At 52.8% G+C, this 18,976-nt stretch carries 15 protein-coding genes; 7 read left to right on the top strand and 8 right to left on the bottom strand.

What is annotated here, in order from left to right; genetic code table 11:
* Nucleotides 1–15: 15 nt before the first annotated feature.
* The gene (locus HF324_RS14420; RefSeq protein ID WP_168860124.1) at nt 16–630 is read left to right on the top strand and encodes a YdeI/OmpD-associated family protein; all 615 of its coding nucleotides are present in this window, start codon (nt 16–18) and stop codon (nt 628–630) included.
* Nucleotides 631–732: 102 nt separating this feature from the next.
* Here HF324_RS14420 and HF324_RS14415 read toward each other — a convergent pair whose 3' ends face one another.
* The 5 genes from HF324_RS14415 to HF324_RS14395 form a co-directional block, all read right to left on the bottom strand.
* Nucleotides 733–1,263 carry a helix-turn-helix domain-containing protein gene (locus HF324_RS14415; protein ID WP_168860123.1) on the bottom strand — a complete coding sequence of 177 codons (531 nt, stop codon included), beginning with the start codon at nt 1,261–1,263 and terminating at the stop codon, nt 733–735.
* A gap of 59 nt (nt 1,264–1,322) precedes the next feature.
* Nucleotides 1,323–1,850: a hypothetical protein gene (locus HF324_RS14410; RefSeq protein ID WP_168860122.1), complete on the bottom strand. Its 528-nt coding sequence runs from the start codon at nt 1,848–1,850 to the stop codon at nt 1,323–1,325.
* Nucleotides 1,851–2,406: 556 nt separating this feature from the next.
* Complete coding sequence (locus HF324_RS14405) at nt 2,407–3,429, bottom strand: LLM class flavin-dependent oxidoreductase (protein WP_168803145.1); 1,023 nt, start codon at nt 3,427–3,429, stop codon at nt 2,407–2,409.
* A gap of 27 nt (nt 3,430–3,456) precedes the next feature.
* Nucleotides 3,457–5,658 carry a B12-binding domain-containing radical SAM protein gene (locus HF324_RS14400; protein ID WP_168803144.1) on the bottom strand — a complete coding sequence of 734 codons (2,202 nt, stop codon included), beginning with the start codon at nt 5,656–5,658 and terminating at the stop codon, nt 3,457–3,459.
* 169 nt (nt 5,659–5,827) lie between these two features.
* Complete coding sequence (locus HF324_RS14395) at nt 5,828–5,992, bottom strand: hypothetical protein (protein WP_168803143.1); 165 nt, start codon at nt 5,990–5,992, stop codon at nt 5,828–5,830.
* A 233-nt stretch (nt 5,993–6,225) separates the two neighbouring features.
* Between HF324_RS14395 and HF324_RS14390 the strand changes: the two genes are divergently transcribed.
* The 5 genes from HF324_RS14390 (at nt 6,226) to HF324_RS14370 (ending at nt 12,793) form a co-directional block, all read left to right on the top strand.
* On the top strand, nt 6,226–7,479 hold the full coding sequence (locus tag HF324_RS14390; protein WP_168860121.1) for a peroxiredoxin family protein: 1,254 nt from the start codon (nt 6,226–6,228) through the stop codon (nt 7,477–7,479).
* Between the two features lie 81 nt (nt 7,480–7,560).
* On the top strand, nt 7,561–8,205 hold the full coding sequence (locus tag HF324_RS14385) for a YceI family protein (RefSeq protein ID WP_220100748.1): 645 nt from the start codon (nt 7,561–7,563) through the stop codon (nt 8,203–8,205).
* Nucleotides 8,206–8,508: 303 nt separating this feature from the next.
* Entirely contained in the window at nt 8,509–9,444 is a 936-nt protein-coding gene (locus HF324_RS14380) for a cytochrome-c peroxidase (protein ID WP_168803141.1), read from the top strand.
* 17 nt (nt 9,445–9,461) lie between these two features.
* On the top strand, nt 9,462–12,011 hold the full coding sequence (locus HF324_RS14375; RefSeq protein ID WP_168860120.1) for a TonB-dependent receptor plug domain-containing protein: 2,550 nt from the start codon (nt 9,462–9,464) through the stop codon (nt 12,009–12,011).
* Between the two features lie 14 nt (nt 12,012–12,025).
* Nucleotides 12,026–12,793, top strand: coding sequence for a DUF4397 domain-containing protein (locus tag HF324_RS14370; protein WP_168860119.1), 768 nt, complete (start codon nt 12,026–12,028; stop codon nt 12,791–12,793).
* A 55-nt stretch (nt 12,794–12,848) separates the two neighbouring features.
* Here the strand turns inward: HF324_RS14370 and HF324_RS14365 are convergent, their stop codons facing one another.
* A complete protein-coding gene (locus HF324_RS14365) occupies nt 12,849–14,735 on the bottom strand; it encodes a TonB-dependent receptor plug domain-containing protein (RefSeq protein ID WP_168860118.1) in 1,887 nt (628 codons plus the stop codon).
* A 156-nt stretch (nt 14,736–14,891) separates the two neighbouring features.
* Between HF324_RS14365 and HF324_RS14360 the strand changes: the two genes are divergently transcribed.
* Nucleotides 14,892–17,273 carry an alpha-L-rhamnosidase-related protein gene (locus tag HF324_RS14360; RefSeq protein WP_168860117.1) on the top strand — a complete coding sequence of 794 codons (2,382 nt, stop codon included), beginning with the start codon at nt 14,892–14,894 and terminating at the stop codon, nt 17,271–17,273.
* Between the two features lie 117 nt (nt 17,274–17,390).
* Here HF324_RS14360 and HF324_RS14355 read toward each other — a convergent pair whose 3' ends face one another.
* Both HF324_RS14355 and HF324_RS14350 read right to left on the bottom strand, forming a co-directional pair.
* Nucleotides 17,391–18,158 (bottom strand): isocitrate lyase/PEP mutase family protein, encoded by a 768-nt coding sequence (locus HF324_RS14355; RefSeq protein ID WP_168860116.1) that lies wholly within the window; start codon nt 18,156–18,158, stop codon nt 17,391–17,393.
* Nucleotides 18,159–18,168: 10 nt separating this feature from the next.
* A complete protein-coding gene (locus HF324_RS14350) occupies nt 18,169–18,966 on the bottom strand; it encodes a PhzF family phenazine biosynthesis protein (RefSeq protein WP_168803135.1) in 798 nt (265 codons plus the stop codon).
* Nucleotides 18,967–18,976 lie beyond the last annotated feature (10 nt).

The raw sequence follows: 18,976 nt of genomic DNA, 5'->3' as shown, positions 1-18,976 counted from the left end.
GTAAAACCGATGGTCATGAGTCAACAGGATCCCCGTATCGACGCCTATATCCTCCAATCGGCCGATTTCGCCCGGCCCATTCTGGAACACATGCGGCACCTCGTGCACAAAGCCTGCCCCCAAGCCGCCGAAACCATCAAATGGGGCATGCCGTATTTCACCTGTGAAGGACAACTGCTTTGTTGCTTCGCCGCTTTTAAAGCCCACTGCTCCTTTATCTTCTGGCAAGGCGCCCATATGGACGATCCGGACAACATCTTCCGGGCAAGAGGCGAAAACGGCATGGGACAGCTGGGAAAAATCACCAGCCTGAAAGACCTCCCCTCCGATAAAATCTTTATTAAATACCTCAAAGCCGCCGCTAAACTAAGCACAGCCGGCACACCACCTGCCGCCAAAAAGACCGCCCCAGGCAGTAAAGAACCGGAAGTGCCGGACTGGCTGCTGTCTGCCATTAAAAAAAACAAAAAAGCATGGGCCACTTTCGAAGCCTTCAGCTACAGCAATAAAAAGGAATATGTGGAATGGATTACCAGCGCTAAAACAGAAACAACCCGCAACAGCCGCCTCGCCGATGCGTTAGCCTGGATGGCAGAAGGTAAAATCAGGAACTGGAAGTATGTGAAGTGAGGGAGAATGCAGGTTCAATTTCCTTTCTTGAGCACCAACCAACGCCGGTCAGTTGGACATCTAAAAAATAAAACCCACTCTGCTAGTGGGCTTCTTAATTTCTTAGGTCAAAGAGAATTTCAATTGTTGCTTAACGTGACTTCTCTCATTATTTACTATAGATTTATCATGAAGCAATTCATAAGCTCTTTCTTTCTCCAAAATTTTAAACCACATGATTGCGGGGAAGTTCCTATTGGAATGAATTTCTAATCTATAAATAATTTTTTCTGTAGGCTTTCTATGCTTATTGATAATCTGGCTTAACTCTGTGGGATCTACATCAATCTCCTGAGCAAACTGCTTTTTTTTCTTTTCCAGACGGGCAATATACTCGTTTAAGAAATACCCGAAATAGAAATTCTTATTGAAGGAATCAGCTTTCAGATAGTCCTCCATCAGAAATTTTAATTGAAGCAATTGCGAAATAAGCTTACTCTCTTCAGATTGGTTTTCTTTTTGTTGTTTTCTGACTTCCCTTAATGCCGACAGCATTTTTTCCCGCTTAACAGGATCTTTAGGTCCCGGAAACACGAGTGATTCGGCTATTTCCTCCGGACTATGCTTCTTTTCGATTTCCTTGTACGATTTCATATCCTCGATTTTTCTTTTCTGCACATTTAAAGTTAATGATGATCATCGCGTAATGACCATTAGGCTGCATCCAGGTAAGTTTTGATCAGTTTTCTCGCACCCGATTCAAAGAGTATCATAAATCCGTTTGGCCTTCTGTCCGTTTTAACAGGGATATATTGAAATCCGTACTTAGCCGGATAATGATCTAACAAAGAGCTCTTGGGTACTAAAAAAACGCATCCCTCATGCCCTCTTTTAAATGACTCCCTGTAAGCAAATGCAATTAAACACCCTCCAATGCAATCCAGCCTTTTTCCCTTCCCTATATTTTCAGACGAAACCTCCAGTAACTCAATTTCAATCGCATCGGTAGCTTCATCGGTATGATCAACCAAGCACATCAGACCTAAAATAACATCTTCTTCTTTAAGTCGTAATTTGTAGACTTCTTTTTGTCTATATTGGTTCCAGTTAAATTTATCGAACTGTTCCCGGCTCTTTTTCACCACTTTAAAATCCGCCAATGTCATTGGCTCAATCACAGCCACCAAATGTGAATTGGTCAACACTTCCTTTAATTTTACCTCAAACTGAGCTATCTCCATGCTCTTAGTATTTCTCTACAAAAATACAAAAAACAATTTACTTATTTGTAAATTATTTACATATTTGTAAATATTTCAAATATACAATTAAATAACAAAAAGCTGATTATCAACAAATTGAAAACAATATTTTAAAAATCAACCTTTAAGGACCGGCTATATTATTTAAACGGAAGATGATGTTTCGGATCAGGCTCTCTGGGGGTTTCTGACAGGCCTATCACGTCATCATCTGAGGCCAGGGGTCAAGGGTGATCATACGGGAAGCCTGAAAGTCCTGGATTGTTATCATGTCGCTATTAAGCCGAAACCACGGCCTTGTACGGAAAAAATAAGAATCCTTTATCGGGGACTTTTTTAGGTCTTCGAAATCAGGGATAGCCGGCCGGATTTTTTTAAAGAAGTTAAATTTCATAAATATCGGAATACCATCAATATACCCTGATAAGCTCAATTATTAAACAGATTCATGCTACATTTCGAACCCCCTTCTGAAGATTATAAAAAAAGGAATTGACGATCAATTCCTTTTTTTATCGGGAAGATTACCTCCGTTCTAACGCCATCCCAATCCCGGCGCCACATGCGTTAAAATAGAAGACAGCACATGAACGTTATAATCCACCCCTAATGTATTCGGTATCGTTAACAGCAGTGTGTCCGCTTCCTGGACCGCTTCGTCTTTCGCTAATTCCTTTATCAGCTGGTCGGGCTCCGCGGCATAACTTCTTCCGAAAATAGCACGTCTGTCACTTTCAATATACCCTACCTTGTCCGTCCTGTCAGCTTCCCGCCCGAAGTAATACCTGTCCTGGTCATTGACCAGCGCAAATATAGAGCGGCTCACGGAAACCCTGGGCTCGCGCTGATGCCCTGCCTTTTTCCACGCCTCTTTGTAGAGCCTTATTTGCTCTGCCTGTTGCACATGGAAAGGTTTGCCGCTTTCGTCATATTTCAGGGTAGAACTTTGAAGGTACATGCCGTTTTCAGCGGCCCAGACAGCCGTAGCGTTCGACGCAGCTCCCCACCAGATCCGGTCCCTTAGTCCTTCGGAATGCGGTTCCAGGCGCAATAAACCCGGCGGATTCGGAAACATCGGGTAGGGATTAGGCTGGGCAAACCCCACACCTTTTAACTTATCCAAAAACTGAAGGGCCTTGCGGCGTCCCATATCGGCATCCGTTTCTCCCTCAGCCAGCTCATAGCCAAAATAACGCCAGCCATCAATCACCTGCTCCGGCGACCCTCTGCTGATCCCCAGCTGCAACCGGCCTTCCGAAATCAAATCAGCAGCCCCGGCATCTTCTACCATATACAACGGATTTTCATAACGCATATCGATCACACCGGTCCCGATCTCGATGCGGCTCGTCCTGGCGCCGATAGCCGCCAGCAGCGGAAACGGAGACGCCAGCTGCGCCGCGAAATGATGTACCCGGAAATAAGCGCCGTCCAACCCGATCTCTTCGGCGGCAACCGCCAGGTCGATAGACTGAAGTAGCGTATCCCCCGCTGTACGGGTGGCATAGGCAGCGTTATTGGACCAGTGCCCGAATGATAAAAAACCTATTTTTTTCATACCACTTCTTTATATGTAAAAAGCTCCCTACAACTTCAACAACCCCGACCTGTACAACGTATTCACCGGCTTGTTATCCCAGAAAAGCTCAAAATCCTCCAGGCCGGCTGCTTCATAGCTGTCTTTGATCTCCTGCAACGTATAGGTCTTCGGGTTAGCCACCGCTACCTGCGCCAGCATGCCTGCCAGCCATTCGCCCTGCGATGGCGGCACGCTGATGTTCATCTTTTCTTTTTTATTCTGAAAAGTGAAAGACGCTACTTCCCAGGTGCTGCCTTTCTTGGATTTGGTGATCACCTCCATAGATGGCTGTTTGCCCAGGTATACCACTTTACTGGTAGGTTTAATGCTCCCTGCCTCCTCCTCTGTCAGCGCTTTGGTGATGAAATCCGGCGCCACGCTGGTTTTCGGTACTTTGAAATCGAACCATTTCTGCAACGGGTAATCCAGGCAGGCGCCATGCATGAAATTGAGCAGCGACTTCTTCAGGCCGTAGCTGAAACTCTCATGGTCTGCCCCGGTGGGGTCGATATGCATAATATCGTTGTTGGCAAAAGTACCGACCACCTCGCTCTCTTTCTGCACGTTGTACCTGGCAGGCTCCAGCCCTACGGGGCTATGGGCCGTCATGGTGAACTGATGCCAGAAGGCGGATTGCAAAATCCCTGCGGCGAACATCTGCCGCACCATTTCCAGCGAATCGATGGTCTCCTGCGCGGTCTGCGTGGGGAAACCATACATCAGGTAAGCATGCACCATGATGCCCGCTTCGGTAAAGTGACGGTTCACCCGCGCCACCTGCGCCACGGTGATCCCTTTCTGGATAAGGCCCAGCAAACGGTCAGACGCCACTTCCAGCCCGCCGGACACGGCGATGCAGCCGGACGCTTTGAGCAGCAGGCAGAGGTCGCGCGTGAAACTTTTTTCGAAGCGGATGTTGGTCCACCAGGTAACGGTCAGCTTGCGCCGGATGATCTCCAGCGCCAATGCCCGCATCAGCGCAGGCGGTGCGGCTTCATCCACAAAGTGGAAACCGTTCTGGCCTGTCTGCGCAATGATAGTCTCCATCCGGTCGCACAGCATGGAAGCGGCGATCGGCTCATACACGCGTATATAGTCGAGGGAAATATCACAGAAAGTGCATTTGCCCCAGTAGCAGCCATGGGCCATGGTCAGCTTGTTCCAGCGCCCGTCGCTCCAGAGGCTGTGCATAGGATTCACTACCTCAATGGCCGACACGTATTGGTCCAGCAGCAGATCGCTGTAATCAGGCGTACCCACCTGGCTCTGTTTGTAATCGTGGCAGGCAGCGTTGTTGATATAAGTCACCGCACCATCCTGCAACAGGAAGGTACGTTTCAGTTCTCCGATGGTCTTCTGCCCCTGGAGGTATTGAAACAGGTTCTCCATAGGCGCTTCGCCGTCGTCGAGGGTAATGAAGTCGATGAATTCAAACACTCTCGGATCGCTGAGCGAGCGCAGCTCCGTATTCGGGAAGCCGCCCCCCATGGCTATTTTTACCTGCGGATAATGAGCTTTGATCCACTGTCCGCAACGGAAAGCGGCGTACAGGTTGCCCGGAAAAGGCACCGAGATGGCCACCAGCGAGGGCTGTACCGTCTCCATCCGGGCTGCCAGCAGGTCTGTCAGGATGTGGTCTATATAAGTATATCCCTCGTGAAGGGCGTCATACAGTTCATCGAAACTGTTGGCGGAACGGCTTAATTTTTCGGCATAACGGCTGAAGCCAAAATGCGGGTCCACACATTCCATGATGAGGTCCGACAAGTCCTCCAGGTACATGGTGGCCAGGTGTTTGGCCCTGTCCTGCGTGCCCATGGAGCCGAAAGCCCAGTGCAGATCGTCCAGCTGCGCAAACCGGGATGCTTCCGGCAGGAAATCGCGCTTGCTGATCTGATGCGCCAGCGTGGGGTTCCTGCCCTGTAAAAACAAAATAACCGCGTCGATCGTGTTTACATAGTCGTCCTGCAGCGCAATGATCCGGGCGACGTTCTCCGAAAGTTCCGCCGGCGGTTCTGCTTTGATGCTGTCAAACAACTGCTGTAAGCCCTGTTTTGAAAATAAAGCCAGCGTGACTTCAATACCCAGGTCAGCCTGGAAAGCGCTGATCCCCTTGGTGTTCAGGAACCCCTTCAGGTAGGCTGTGGCCGGATATGGCGTGTTCAGCTGTGTAAATGGCGGTGTTATTAAAAAAACAGAATGACTCAAAACAGGTTATTTTAAAACGCAAAGGTAGGTCATATTAATGAAAGATAGCAGGGCCGCGGATGTACACATGAAAACACAAATAGTCTACAAAATTTATAGACTTTTATTTGGAAATATAAACACCCCCTCCTATCTTTGCTCCATCACACCTAATTAAGCCCACCGTTAATTAGTTTATACCACCACCATCTATTTGCGGAGCTATAAAATAATTAGCATGAAACAACCAGTATACTTCTTCCGATGTTGCCCTAACATCATTTGGGAATTTTGATATTTGCCGGGTTCCTTTCCGGCAACATCCTTCACCAATTTCATAGTTTTTCTTTTTCATTTTTTACCCTTCGGGCGATGACCGCCTGGCCCCTGTAGCGTGTAGGCGTTACAGTGGCCTCGCGTAGTCGCCACGTACAGGGCCTCCTGTCGCCTTACGTCCGGCAGCGGGAAATTTCAGGTCTAAATTCATCGTTCACCGCTCTCAAAGTCCATACACGCCGGACAACAGCAGCGCAAAACATCTTTGCGCCCTTTGCTCCCTTGTGTTCTTTGCGGGAAAAAAATAAAACCATGAAAACACATAAGTCACTTTTCCTCACCGGCCTGCTGTCTGCTTCCCTGCTGGGCGCTACCGCTGCCACCCCCGACAAACCCTTTGTCCGCGAAGGCATCTGGCGCGGCGTCTTTACCCTCAACGAATCACAGGTGCCGTTTAATTTCGAGCTGAAAGGCAAAGACCCGGAACATGCTGTGTTTACGCTGCTCAACGGCTCCCGCCGCGATGACTTTCATGTGCAACGCATCGGCGCCGACTCCCTCTTCATCAAAATGAATACCTACGACGCCGCCCTCGTAGCCAAAATAAAAGACGACGGCAAAATTACCGGAGAATACCGCAGCCTGGTACCCAATTTCCGCGGCAACGCACTCCCATTCTCCGCTGAATACGGCCACAGCTACCGCTTTGCGCCCCCCGGCACGGAAGCGGCACCACAGCATGATATCAGCGGCAAATGGGACCTCACCATATACAGCAAAGAACCTACGCCCAACCGTGTAGGCCTGCTGAAACAACAGGGCAACAAACTCACCGGCGTCATCATGTCGGTAGTGGGCGACAGCCGCGAACTGGAAGGTACCGTCCACGGCGACGAATTTGAGCTGTCCGGCTTTACAGGCCCCAGTCCCATCTACATCAAAGGAAAAATAAATGATGACAAATCCCTGACCGGAGAACTCAGCCTCGGGATCTACAACAACATCAAATTTGACGGCAGCAAAAATGCGGCAGCGGAACTACCGGACCCGTACGCGCTCACTTTTCTCAAAGAAGGCTACAAAAAACTGGACTTCTCCCTGCCTGACCTGGACGGCAAAACAGTCTCCCTCAGCGACGGGAAATACAAAGGCAAAGTGGTGATCGTGGAAATCATCGGCACCTGGTGTCCCAACTGTACAGACCAGACCTCCTTCCTCTCCCCCTGGTACAATAAAAACAAAGACAGGGGCGTAGAAGCGATCGCTATTGGTTTTGAACAGAAAGACGACCTGGAATATGCCCGCTATACGCTGGGTAAACTGAAAGAAAAATACAACATACAATATGATATTCTTTTTGGTGGCATTGCTGATAAGAAAGTGGCGTCAGAGAAACTACCGGCGCTCAACCGCATGATGGCTTTCCCCACCACCATCATTATAGACCGTAAAGGAGAAGTCAGACAGATACACACCGGCTACACGGGTGAAATCACCGGAAAATACTACCAGGATTATGTAGCGCGGTGGAACAAAGACCTGGACGCACTGATTGCAGAAAAATAATTAACGTTTTTTTTCCGCTTTGCGCAAATGCTTCTCCGTAAATCAACCTACTTTGCAGCAAATTTTTAAACACACATTCATATGCAACGACTAGTATCCCTGGTATTCATGGGAAGCGCCATCATACTGATGTCTTTATCCTCTCCTGCAACTGCCGGCAACAATAAGCCTGCAAAAGCTGTCACCAACACTAAAAAAGCAACTACCTACCAGGTAGACAAATCCCAGAGCAAACTAAACTGGGTTGGCAAAAAAGTAACCGGTCAGCACAGCGGCACCATCAACGTATCCGACGGCAAACTGGATATCGAAAACAACGTACTGAAAGGCGGTAACTTTTCACTGGACACCCGCAGCATCGCGGTTACCGACATCAAAGATGCCGACGGCAACGCCAAACTGGTAGGCCACCTGAAAAGCGAAGACTTCTTCGGCGTGGAAAAATTCCCGACTGCCAATTTCGTGATTACCAAAGTAACGCCTAAAGGCAGCGGTAAATATGATATTACCGGTAACCTGACCATCAAAGGCATTACCAACCCGATCACTTTCCCTGCCACCGTGGCTGTTGCAGGCAACAATGTATCTGCCAAAGCGGACATTAAAGTGGACCGTACCAAATACAACATCCGTTACGGTTCCAAAAGCTTCTTCGAAGGTATCGGCGACAAAGCCATCTACGACGAATTTGACCTCGCCGTGGAACTGGTGGCAAACGCCCGGTAACTACCTCCTCCGTCCATTACTACTTACCCCCATCATAATTCCTGGGGAGAGCAGGCACTATCGCCCGCTCTCCCGGGAATGCCAAAGACATCTTTTTATTTGGTTATTTTTTATTTAGCTATTTTTTGAGAGTGGCAAACTTTCTCCTGATAGCCTTGTAAATGGACCAATACATCATTCCCTCTGTGGCAATCCACCATGCATCTTCTGCAAACAAGCCACAGTACATCATCACCGAAACAAATACTCTTCTGTTTGCAGCTTACCTGCTAAACAGCCCAAAGTAAATATCCAAATAACAAAATGACAAAATTGTTACCAGGCATGTTATGCCTGTGCATCCTCCTTGCGGGGTTCCGCAGCGGCGACCCTCCCACCAAAGCACAGCTGGGAGAACAACTGTTTTTTGAAACCCTGTTATCCAAAAACAACAGCATCAGTTGCGCCTCCTGCCACCAGCCACAGCACGGCTTTGCCGATACCGCCGCCCTCAGCCTCGGTATCCATCGCACGCCCACCAAAAGGAATACGCCGGGCATCACCAACCTCTCCGGACGGCCCAGCTATTTCTGGGACGGCCGCGCCGCAACCCTGGAAGCACAGGCGCTGCAACCTATCATCAACCCGGATGAGATGGGACTGCCCATCGAAGAAGCCGTGCAGCGGCTCAATGCCAGTCAGCGTTACCGGCAACTGTTCCAACAGGTGTTCAACAGCCCGGCGACTGCCACCAATATCACACAGGCGCTGGCCGCCTACGAGAAAACACTCGAAACGGCCAACAGCCCCTACGACCGCTTCATCGCCGGCGACGATAACGCCCTCACGGAACCGGCTAAACGCGGCAGGATACTGTTCATCGGCAAAGCCAACTGCAACAACTGCCACTCCGGGGAAGACTTTACGGCCGACCGTTTCAAGAACATCGGGCTGTACAACGGTACCACCCTGAACGACGCCGGCCGCTACGACATCACCAAAGACGAACACCACAAAGGCTTTTTTAAAGTGCCCGGACTGCGCAACGTTGCCGTTACCGCTCCGTATATGCATAACGGTATGTTCCGTACGCTGCGCGAAGTGATCGTCTACTACAATAATCCCAACGCCATAGTACCGGATGGCATTGGCAGAGACCTCTCCCTGGGCAAGCCGCTGAACCTGAGCGAACAGGAAATACAGGACCTGGAAGCTTTCCTCGTAGCACTCACCGACGACCGATTTACTCACCGCCCTTAACGATCATCAACCAATACATGAAAAAACTTATACTCACTGTCACTGCCCCGTTGCTCTTTCACAGCCTGTCGGCACAGGACAAACACCTGACCGACACTACCCGGCAGCTGGGAGAAATACAGATCGTCGGCTCCCGCAGCGCAGACCGTACCAAGTTGAACTCCCCCGTGCCGGTAGATATCATCGATATCAAAACCCTGCAGGAATCAGCGCCACAGACCAGCATCACACAACTGCTGCAATACATCTCTCCTTCTTTTCACTCCGTCAACGGCAGCAATGCGGGCGACGCCGGCTCCGCCCTCAACCTCGCCCAGCTGCGGGGCCTGGGCGTAGACCAGTTGCTGGTGCTGGTGAACGGCAAACGCCGTCATAAAAGCGCCAACATCAACTGGGGCGGCCTCGGCAACGGCGCTACCGGTTACGACCTCAATACCATCCCCGTCAGCGCCATCGACCGCGTGGAGATACTGCGCGACGGCGCCGCCGCACAATACGGCTCCGACGCTATCGCCGGTGTGATCAACATCGTGCTGAAAAAACAAACAAACCATATCCTTGTGAATACCACGGCCAGCACACGACGCAGAGGCGACGGCGTCATCACCCGCACCGGCATCAACTACGGCACACGGGTAGGACAGGCAGGCGGCTTCTTTAACGTGACCGCTGAATTTGCCACACAAGCCATCGCCCTGCCATCCGGCCACGATGAGGCGGGCCTGTACATCGGGCCCGTCTACGGCGGTGGCGCCAATACCAGGGGCTATGACGCCATCTATACCAAAGCTATCGACGACGCCATCCTGCAAAGCCGGGGCCTGGACCGCCATCATTTCGACCAGCGCAGCCCCGGTTCCAACAAAGCCAAAGACGCACTGCTCTTTTTTAATACAGCCATCCCCGTTAGAGACGAGACGGAAATATATGCCTTCGGCGGTATCAGCCGCCGCAACTCGCAGTTCACCGCGGTATACCGCCTCCCCGGCTGGACGGAACGCAACAATACCACCCTGTACCCCGACGGCTTCCTGCCCGCCATGGACAACGGTATCACTGACAAGTCCGCCGCCATCGGCGTGAAAACCACGGTCAACCAATGGAAGATCGACCTGTCCAACGTATACGGCAAAAACGATTTCAGTAATGTCATCACCAACTCATTGAACGCCAGCCTGGGCGCCAAAAGCCCCACCACCTTTGACGCCGGCAAATACAACGGCGTGCAGAACACTGCCAGCCTGGACATCAGCCGCTACTTCAAACAGGCGCTCCATGGGCTCAACATCGCGTTCGGTGCACAATACCGCACGGAAACCTACCAGATCATTGCCGGTGAAGAAGCGTCCTATATCAAAGGAGACCTGCGCCCCGTTTACCGCGTAGATACCAGCGCCGCCGGCGTCCCCTATCTCTCCGACGCCGGATGGCTGGCGCTCAACGGCCTGTCTCCCGGATCGCAGATCCATGCAGGCTTCCGGCCGGTCAATGAAGTGAATGTCAGTCGCTCTATCGTAGCCGCCTATGCAGACGTAGAAGCTAAAATCACCCGTCAGTGGCTCGTGTCCGCCGCCGTACGCGCAGAGAACTTTTCCGATTTCGGCAATGTCACCACCGGCAAAGTGGCCTCCCGCTACAGCTTCGCACCATGGCTGAGCATCCGCGCCTCCGCCAACACCGGCTTCCGTGCACCCGACCTGGCGCAGTTCTATTACACGGAAACATCTACCACCTTCCAACAGGGCCGCGCTGTAGACCTGGTAACAGCATCCAACAAAAGCGCCGCCACCCGGGCATTAGGCATCCCATCGCTCACACCGGAACGCTCTACCGGTTATGCCGCCGGTATTACCTCCCAGCCCGTACCCAACGCAGAAATTACCGCCGACGCCTACTACGTGGACATCAAAAACCGTGTAGGCAATACCGGTAACTTCTCGGCCGCCGACACCCATCTGCCGGCTGACGTCCGCGCCCTGCTGCTGCAAACCGGCACCACACAGGCCAAGTTCTTTTACAACGCCTTCAGCACCCGCACCAAAGGCATTGAAATAACCGCCAGCTACCGCATCCCGCTGGAAAACGGACAGATACAACTGCTGGCAGGCGGTAATTTTGTGAAGAATGAAGTGACGCATATCAATACCCCGAAAGGACTGGAAGAATACCAATACGTGATCTTCAGCGAAGCGGAAAGAGCCAGGGTAACGACCAACATCCCCGGACAGAAGATCACCCTGCAGGGCAGCTGGACTACGCCCCGATGGTCACTGTTGCTGCGCACGGTGTATTTCGGGTCGGTGACTACCGCCACCGCGCAGAACGCCACCTTTCCCAAACCGGACTATTACTTCCAGGAGCTGAAACCCGTCTGGGTCACCGACCTGTCCGCCGGATACCATATCAGCAAAGCCATCCAGGTGACACTGGGCGTCAATAACGTGTTCAACGTGCTGGGTGATTATACCGATCAGGCCATTTCAGGCCTCCGCAATCCAACCATTGTAGGCATACAAAACGGCAACGCCGGTATCCAGCCGTTTGTACGGCTCGCCGGCAAATTTTAAAACCATCGTCATATATGAAAAGATATTTTCCCTTTATACTGCTGACGCTGAGCGCATGCACCAAAAGCGATTACCTCGATGTAAACGCCGCCGACAGGCCGCCGCTCAGCGCCTACATCAGTTTCGTCAACGCCCGGCCTGCAGCCACCGGCATACAGTTCTGGACCTTTACCCAACAGGTCACCACCACCGCGGTGGCGGTCAATCAGGCTTCTCCCTACCTGCCCACCACCTTTGGCAATGTCCAGATCAATTTTACGGAAGGAAGCGGGACCAGCTACAAGGCTTCGCGCCAGTTTGGTAACAGCGCCGCCTATACGGAAACAGGAGGCCCTAACGGCCCTATCGCCGGCTACTACCATACCGTTATCGCAGCAGCCAAAAAGAACGACCGCAGCAAAGACACACTGGTATTGTTTTACGATGACCTGAGCAAATCCCCTGCCGGCAAGGCAAAACTGCGCTTCCTCCACTTCGCGGCTGGTACCGGCGAAGTACAGGTGACGCTGCTGCAACAGGGTGTCGGGAAAGTCTGGTTTGAAAAGGTGGGTTATGGCAGCGCCGGCGGGGGCAACCTGTCAGGCGCTGCTTATGAACTGGGGCCGTTTACTAACGTAGACGCAGGTACGACTTCTCTGACCGTCAGCTCCGGCGGACGGGTATTGAATATCCCCTCCCTCTCCGGGCTACAGCTGGAAGCCGGCAAAGCGTACACCGTACTGCTGCATGGCGGGGTAAATGAAAAAGACATCCCTGGCGCCAGCCTGATCGTGCATCCATAAAAAAGGAGATGAACAGCACCTGTTCATCTCCCTTTATTTTTAAAACACCTTTTGTCTAAAATTTCACCAGGCCTCCCAGTGTTACCCATCTGCCGGGCATAGGCACCGCCCCGGCTTCCACATAGGTCACATCCAGCAGATTACCAGCATCTGCATACACCTGGAAACGGCGCTGCTGGTAAGCAATACGAGCATCCACCACGGTATAGTCCTTATAATTGATACGCATATTGTAACGCGCAGTAGCGGACACCATCCAGTGCTGCAACAGTGAGGCTCTTACGCCGGCGGTAAGCTGGTGGCGCAGACTTTCAATCACATAGCGGGAAATCTTTTTACTGTTGTCATCTCCCTTAAAAGAAGGTGACAGATAGTTATAACCCGCGTTGGCGGCAAAGCTGTTAAATACGCCGGAAGCAAAGGTAGTGGTATAACCGGTCTGCAGGGAAAAACCTTTGGTGTCCGCCCGCTGGAAATTCTGCGGCTGCCATGGCTGCGGCAGGCTGTCTTTCACATAATCGATAAAATCGGATATCTGGCGGTAGAACACACTGCCGGAAAAAGAGAACTTACCGCTGTACTTACGGATGCCGGCTTCCATATAGGTCGCTTTCTCCACGCCCAGGCTGGCATTCCCGAGTATAGCAGGACTTTTATAATACAGGTCGGTATACGTCGGCAGGCGTTGCGCCGTTCCAACGTTGGCATATAGCTTCAGATCGGAAGTGAGGTTAAAACCCGCATCTGCGCCGGGGAAGAACTGCCAGCCATACGCGGAGTTATAGTTCAGGTAACCGCCGACGGAAAAGCTGAACCGTTTGTCGGCCCTGCTTTTATACTCACCGTAGATACCAATGTTGGTGCGTTCATGAATGCCGAGGTTATTACTGTTGATGGCTTCATAACGTGCTTCAGCGCCGGCCCCGAAAGACCCGATGGCCGTTTCAAAACGGTTGTTCAGCTCCACGTCCACGATGTTGTTGTCGTGCAGGTTGGCGCCTGCTTTATTTTGTTTAACGTAGAGGTAATTGTCTTCCGTATAACGGTAACTCACCCTGGGCGTCATCTCCCAGTTTTTGCTGATCTGTATCTTATCGCTGACTGCCGCCAGGAAGGTCTTCACGGTTTCTTCCGATTCCTTGTCGCCGGGAGCGGCATAAAAACCGTTGGCGCCGTAGCTGTTTTTCACAAAACCGGCCAGCGCACGGATGTCGTGGTTGGCTGCCGGTTGAAAAGCGCCCTGGTAAAACGCCCGGTAGTTGTCATACGCCGTATTGTAGCGGTAACCGTTGCCGCTGTTGGCGCTGAGCGACAGCGACTGGCCGGCGTTGCCGGTCATCAGCGTACCCGTGGCCCCGACGCCGTAACCACTGTACAACTTGTTTTTTTCGTCTTTTTTGAAACTGCTGCCGGCATGGGCGCGGACAACAGCGCCTGTTTCTTTCGGCTGACGGGTGATGATATTGATGGCGCCGTTGAGGGCGTTGATACCATATACCCTCGCCGCCGCGCCCCGGAGCACTTCGATGTGGTCTACATCGTTGAGGTCAACGGGCAGGTTCATCATATTGTGGCCGGTTTGCGGATCGGTAATTTTGATACCGTTCAGCAATACCAGCGTCTGGTCAAAGGTACCGCCGTCGATGCCGATATCTGCCTGTACGCCTCCCGGGCCGCGCTGACGCACGTCCAGGCCCGGCACAAAGGCCAGCACCTCGTTGATGGAAGTAACCGCCAGTGCGTCTATCTGTTTACGGCTGATGATGGTAATATTGCGATTGGCGGCCTTTAATGGCGCTGCCAGCCTGTTTTCATGTACAATCACCTCATCGAGGCTGTGTGTGGCCATGGCAGTGTCGGGACGCTGCTGGGCGGCTGCCCGGCCACACAGGCCCGTCAGCAGAAATATAAGAATGGTACGGTTTGTCGAATGAATGCGCATTCTGTTAAAATTGGTCAAAGCGGCGCAAAAGTACAGAATTATTTACAACCGCCCTGCAGCGCATCCTGTACTGTCCTGTCCGCCGGTCATATTTTCTTCCGGGTATAAATATTAGACATTAATTTACCGGCACTGCTTACATTTAAAAGCTTCAACATGAGATTCCACGTATATCCTTTGCTGATCTTACTTTGCTGCATCAGCTCATTGCCCGGACACAGCCAGCTGCCTCCTAACCCGGCGCTGCTGCAGAACCGCTGGACCGCCTCCTGGATCAGCTGTCCCGGTATCGCCCAGCGGGCCTACGGCATTTATCACTTCCGCAAAACGGTGTCGCTCGCAGCCAAACCTTCAAAATTTATTGTGCATCTCACCGCCGATAACCGCTACCGTTTTTTTGTGAACGGCCAGGCCGTATGCAGCGGCCCTGCGCGCGGGGACCTCTATAACTGGAACTACGAATCGGTGGATATCGCGCCCTATCTGCAGGCTGGCAATAATACCCTGGCGGCCCTTGTCTGGAATATGGGCGAACATGCGCCGGTAGCACAGGTGTCTAACCAAACCGGCTGGCTGTTGCAGGGAGACAGCGATGCGGAAAAGATGGTCAACACCAACAACAGCTGGAAAGTGTATCACGACACGGCATATACCCCCTGTTCCCTTGACAACGGCGCCCGGATGCGCAGCTATATGGTCGTTGGCCCGGGCGACCGGGTGAAAGGCGCGGCTTACCCCTGGGACTGGGAGCAGTCCGGCTACGATGACAGCGGCTGGCAGGCCGCCAGCGTGCTCGTACATCCGGCTTCTTTCGGTTACGACAGCGACAACCGCTGGACGCTGGTGCCCCGCAGCATCCCGCTGATGGAAGAGGTGCCGGAGCGTATGGGCGCCGTACGGCGCAGCAGCGGCATCACACCCGCTGCCGGCTGGCCCGGCAGGCCCGGTACCCTGGAGATCCCCGCCCATCAGACCGTGAGCATACTGGTAGACCAGACCTACAACACGTCAGCCTACCCCCAGCTGACCGTGTCCGGCGGTAAGGCATCCAGCATCAAAATGACTTACGCAGAAGCGTTGTTCCGCAACCATCAGAAAGCTAACCGCAACCTGGTGGATGGCATGGAAATGATCGGCAACTACGACATCTTTGAGCCGGACGGCGGCGAACACAGGACTTTCCGGCCGTTATGGTTCCGCACCTACCGCTACCTGCAGCTCGATATCACCACCGGCGACCAGCCGCTCCGCATCGACGACCTCTATGGAATGCGTACCGGTTACCCCTTTGAAGAAAAAGCTTCTTTCAGCTGTAACGATACTACGCTGACGGCTATATGGAAAACCGGGTGGCGCACCGCGAGGCTCTGTGCCGGCGAAACCTATTTCGACTGCCCCTACTACGAACAGCTGCAATATGAGGGCGACACCCGCATCCAGTCGCTGATATCCCTCTATGTGGCCGGCGACGACCGGCTGATGCGCAAAGCCATCCACGACTTCTACTGTTCCCGCGTGCCCGAAGGGCTGACGCAGGGCCGCTATCCAAGCAACCGTCTCCAGGTGATACCTCCCTTCTCTCTCTTCTGGGTGTCCATGCTGCACGATTACTGGATGCACCGGAAAGACGATGCCTTTCTGCAGCAGTACCTCATGGCCGCCCAGGGCGTGCTGGACTGGTACGAGCGGCATATCGACAGCAGCCGCATGATGCTGGGACCAATGCAGTGGTGGGGGTTCACCGACTGGAATACCGCTTTCCCCGGCGGCGTGCCCGACGGCGCCACCAACGGGCACTCTGCCGTGATCTCCCTACAATACGCCTATACGCTGCAACAGGCGGCAGCGCTGTTTGCCGGCTTTGGTAAACAAGCGCTGGCGCAGCATTACGGCCGCCTGGCGCAACAGCTTACCCAAAGCGTATACCGTCAGTGTTTTGACCTTGCCCGTAATGCCATGGCCAATACGCCGGAGAAAAAAACGTTCAGTCAGCATGCGGGTATCATGGCGGTGCTGTCAGGCGCCATTCCTGTCAACCAGGAACAGGCTGTTCTCCGTCGCCTGATCACAGACACTTCGCTGAGCCAGGCTACTTTTTACTACCGTTTTTACCTGAACCAGGCGTTGAAGAAAGCTGGCATGGCCCATCAGTATTATGGCCAGTTACAACCCTGGCGCGACATGCTGGCCATGGGGCTTACCACCTTTGCAGAAAATCCGGAACCTACGCGCTCCGACTGCCACGCATGGAGCGCCAGTCCCAATTATGATTTCCTTGCTACTATCTGCGGTATCGTTCCGGCGAAGCCCGGCTTTGCGCGGGTGAAGATTGCGCCCGCGCCCGGCGAGCTGCAACAGGTAAAAGGCAGCATGCCGCATCCTATGGGCGAGATAACGGTATCGCTTGTACGAAAAGGTGCGCATGGCATTACCGCCGACATCACCCTGCCTGCCGGACTGGATGGGGTGTTCGTTTGGGAAGGAAAAGAGAAAGCGTTACACGGCGGCCACCAGCATTTTGAGATTGGGTTATTTTGATTTACGGATTTTGGGATTTTGGGATTTACGGATTTTGGGGTTGAGGAAGATTTTTAATTTTTCTTATTTGTCAAATTTTTATCAACCCCGAAATCCCAAAATCCGTAAGTCCAAAAATCAAAAAATCGATTCAAAGTTCCTGTCGGTCATTACCTGCTCCAGGCGCGCGCCCAGCGCTCTCTTCTGTGCCCAGTACATGCTTCCTCCCGTACTGATGCGTTTTACGCCCAGCGACGTCAGTTCATCGAGGCCTGGCAGTCCTTTCATGGCGAGTACGTTTACCGGCAACTTAGTGGCCGTCACCACCGCCTGAATGTCTGCTGGCTCCTTGATAAATGGTACAAAGAGACTGTCGGCTCCGGCCCCTGCGTATGTCCGTGCACGTTGGAACGTTTCTTCCAGTTTACCGGGAACGTCCAGCAGGAAGGTATCCGTACGGGCATTAATGAAGAGGTGTTGTCCTTTGGCGGCCAGGTGGCTTTTGATGGCCGTGATTTTTTTCACAAAATCGTCGGCGGGCAGCAGGGTCCTGGTACCGGAAGGCGCCGAGTCCTCCAGGTTGATGCCTGCCACGCCCGCTTCCACCAGCTGATCGATGTTGGCCAGCATACCTTCCGTGGTGTCGCTGTAACCGGCTTCGATATCGGCAGATACCGGTACTTTCACACAGGCCACGATGCGGCGGACAACATGCAGCAGTTCCCGGAAAGAGATATTTTGCCCGTCGGCATATCCCAGCGTATCGGCGATGGCGGAGCTGGAAGTAGCGATGGCTTTAATTCCTTTTTCCTGCATTACGAGGGCGCTGGCCACGTCCCAGGCGTTACTCAGCAGCAGCGGCGTATCCTGGTGATGTAATTGTTTGAATTGCTCGAAAACAGACATGATTTCCTTTTTATAAATGGTTTACATGAAATGTACCGGAGATGACCGTCACCGCTTCTCCGCGGAGCAACACACGGTCGCCCTTCAGTTCCACCTCCAGTTCTCCTCCCCTTGCGGAAGCCTGATAAGCGTTAAAAGTAGTTTTTCCCAGCTTGTCTGCCCAATAGCGGGCGAGGCAGCAATGGGCGGAGCCGGTCACCGGATCTTCATTGACGCCCAGCGGCACGGCAAAATAGCGGGACACAAAATCATACGGGCTGTCGCTGTCGCCCGGAGCGGTGATCACCACCGGATAGGATTCCAGCAGGTGGAAGTCGGGCACGAACTGTGCAACAGCGCCGGCTACCGGCAGCTCCACAATATAACGGTCATGGCTATATACTGCGCGGCTGTAGTTGTCCTGGAAGAGCTGGCGCAGGGCTGTAGGCAGCACCACGTCTTCATAAGTGCGGGCGGGGAAGTCCAGTTCAATCAGGTGGTCTTTGCCGGTAGCGGTCAGCAGGCCGCTGCGCACGGTATGAAAACGTAACGGCATGTCTGCAGGTTCCAGCCCGTTGCTCCAGAGCACATGTGCGCTGGCCAGGGTGGCGTGGCCGCAGAGCGCTATCTCCAGTTTGGGCGTAAACCAGCGGAGGCTGTAGCCGTCGGCCTGTTTGAGCAGGAAAGCGGTTTCAGCGAGGTTGTTTTCAGCCGCGATGGCCACCATTGTCTCATCCGGCAGCGGTGTCTCCAGCAGGCATACGCCGGCCGGGTTGCCGGAGAAGGGTTTATTGGTAAAAGCATCTACCTGGAAGAAGCGGATATCCATATCGTGGGGA

It is taken from the genome of Chitinophaga oryzae (assembly GCF_012516375.2).
GTDB classification, from domain to species: domain Bacteria; phylum Bacteroidota; class Bacteroidia; order Chitinophagales; family Chitinophagaceae; genus Chitinophaga; species Chitinophaga oryzae.
Note: the sequence above shows the minus strand (reverse complement) of the source record. Positions and strands in the feature narration are given on the sequence as shown.

Coding starts and splice junctions, on each gene's coding strand:
- HF324_RS14390 (WP_168860121.1), top strand. CDS start 6,226: ATGAAAACACATAAGTCACTTTTCCTCACCGGCCTGCTGTCTGCTTCC.
- HF324_RS14380 (WP_168803141.1), top strand. CDS start 8,509: ATGACAAAATTGTTACCAGGCATGTTATGCCTGTGCATCCTCCTTGCG.
- HF324_RS14385 (WP_220100748.1), top strand. CDS start 7,561: ATGCAACGACTAGTATCCCTGGTATTCATGGGAAGCGCCATCATACTG.
- HF324_RS14375 (WP_168860120.1), top strand. CDS start 9,462: ATGAAAAAACTTATACTCACTGTCACTGCCCCGTTGCTCTTTCACAGC.
- HF324_RS14415 (WP_168860123.1), bottom strand. CDS start 1,263: ATGAAATCGTACAAGGAAATCGAAAAGAAGCATAGTCCGGAGGAAATA.
- HF324_RS14350 (WP_168803135.1), bottom strand. CDS start 18,966: ATGGATATCCGCTTCTTCCAGGTAGATGCTTTTACCAATAAACCCTTC.
- HF324_RS14395 (WP_168803143.1), bottom strand. CDS start 5,992: ATGAAAAAGAAAAACTATGAAATTGGTGAAGGATGTTGCCGGAAAGGA.
- HF324_RS14360 (WP_168860117.1), top strand. CDS start 14,892: ATGAGATTCCACGTATATCCTTTGCTGATCTTACTTTGCTGCATCAGC.
- HF324_RS14365 (WP_168860118.1), bottom strand. CDS start 14,735: ATGCGCATTCATTCGACAAACCGTACCATTCTTATATTTCTGCTGACG.
- HF324_RS14355 (WP_168860116.1), bottom strand. CDS start 18,158: ATGTCTGTTTTCGAGCAATTCAAACAATTACATCACCAGGATACGCCG.
- HF324_RS14370 (WP_168860119.1), top strand. CDS start 12,026: ATGAAAAGATATTTTCCCTTTATACTGCTGACGCTGAGCGCATGCACC.
- HF324_RS14405 (WP_168803145.1), bottom strand. CDS start 3,429: ATGAAAAAAATAGGTTTTTTATCATTCGGGCACTGGTCCAATAACGCT.
- HF324_RS14410 (WP_168860122.1), bottom strand. CDS start 1,850: ATGGAGATAGCTCAGTTTGAGGTAAAATTAAAGGAAGTGTTGACCAAT.
- HF324_RS14420 (WP_168860124.1), top strand. CDS start 16: ATGAGTCAACAGGATCCCCGTATCGACGCCTATATCCTCCAATCGGCC.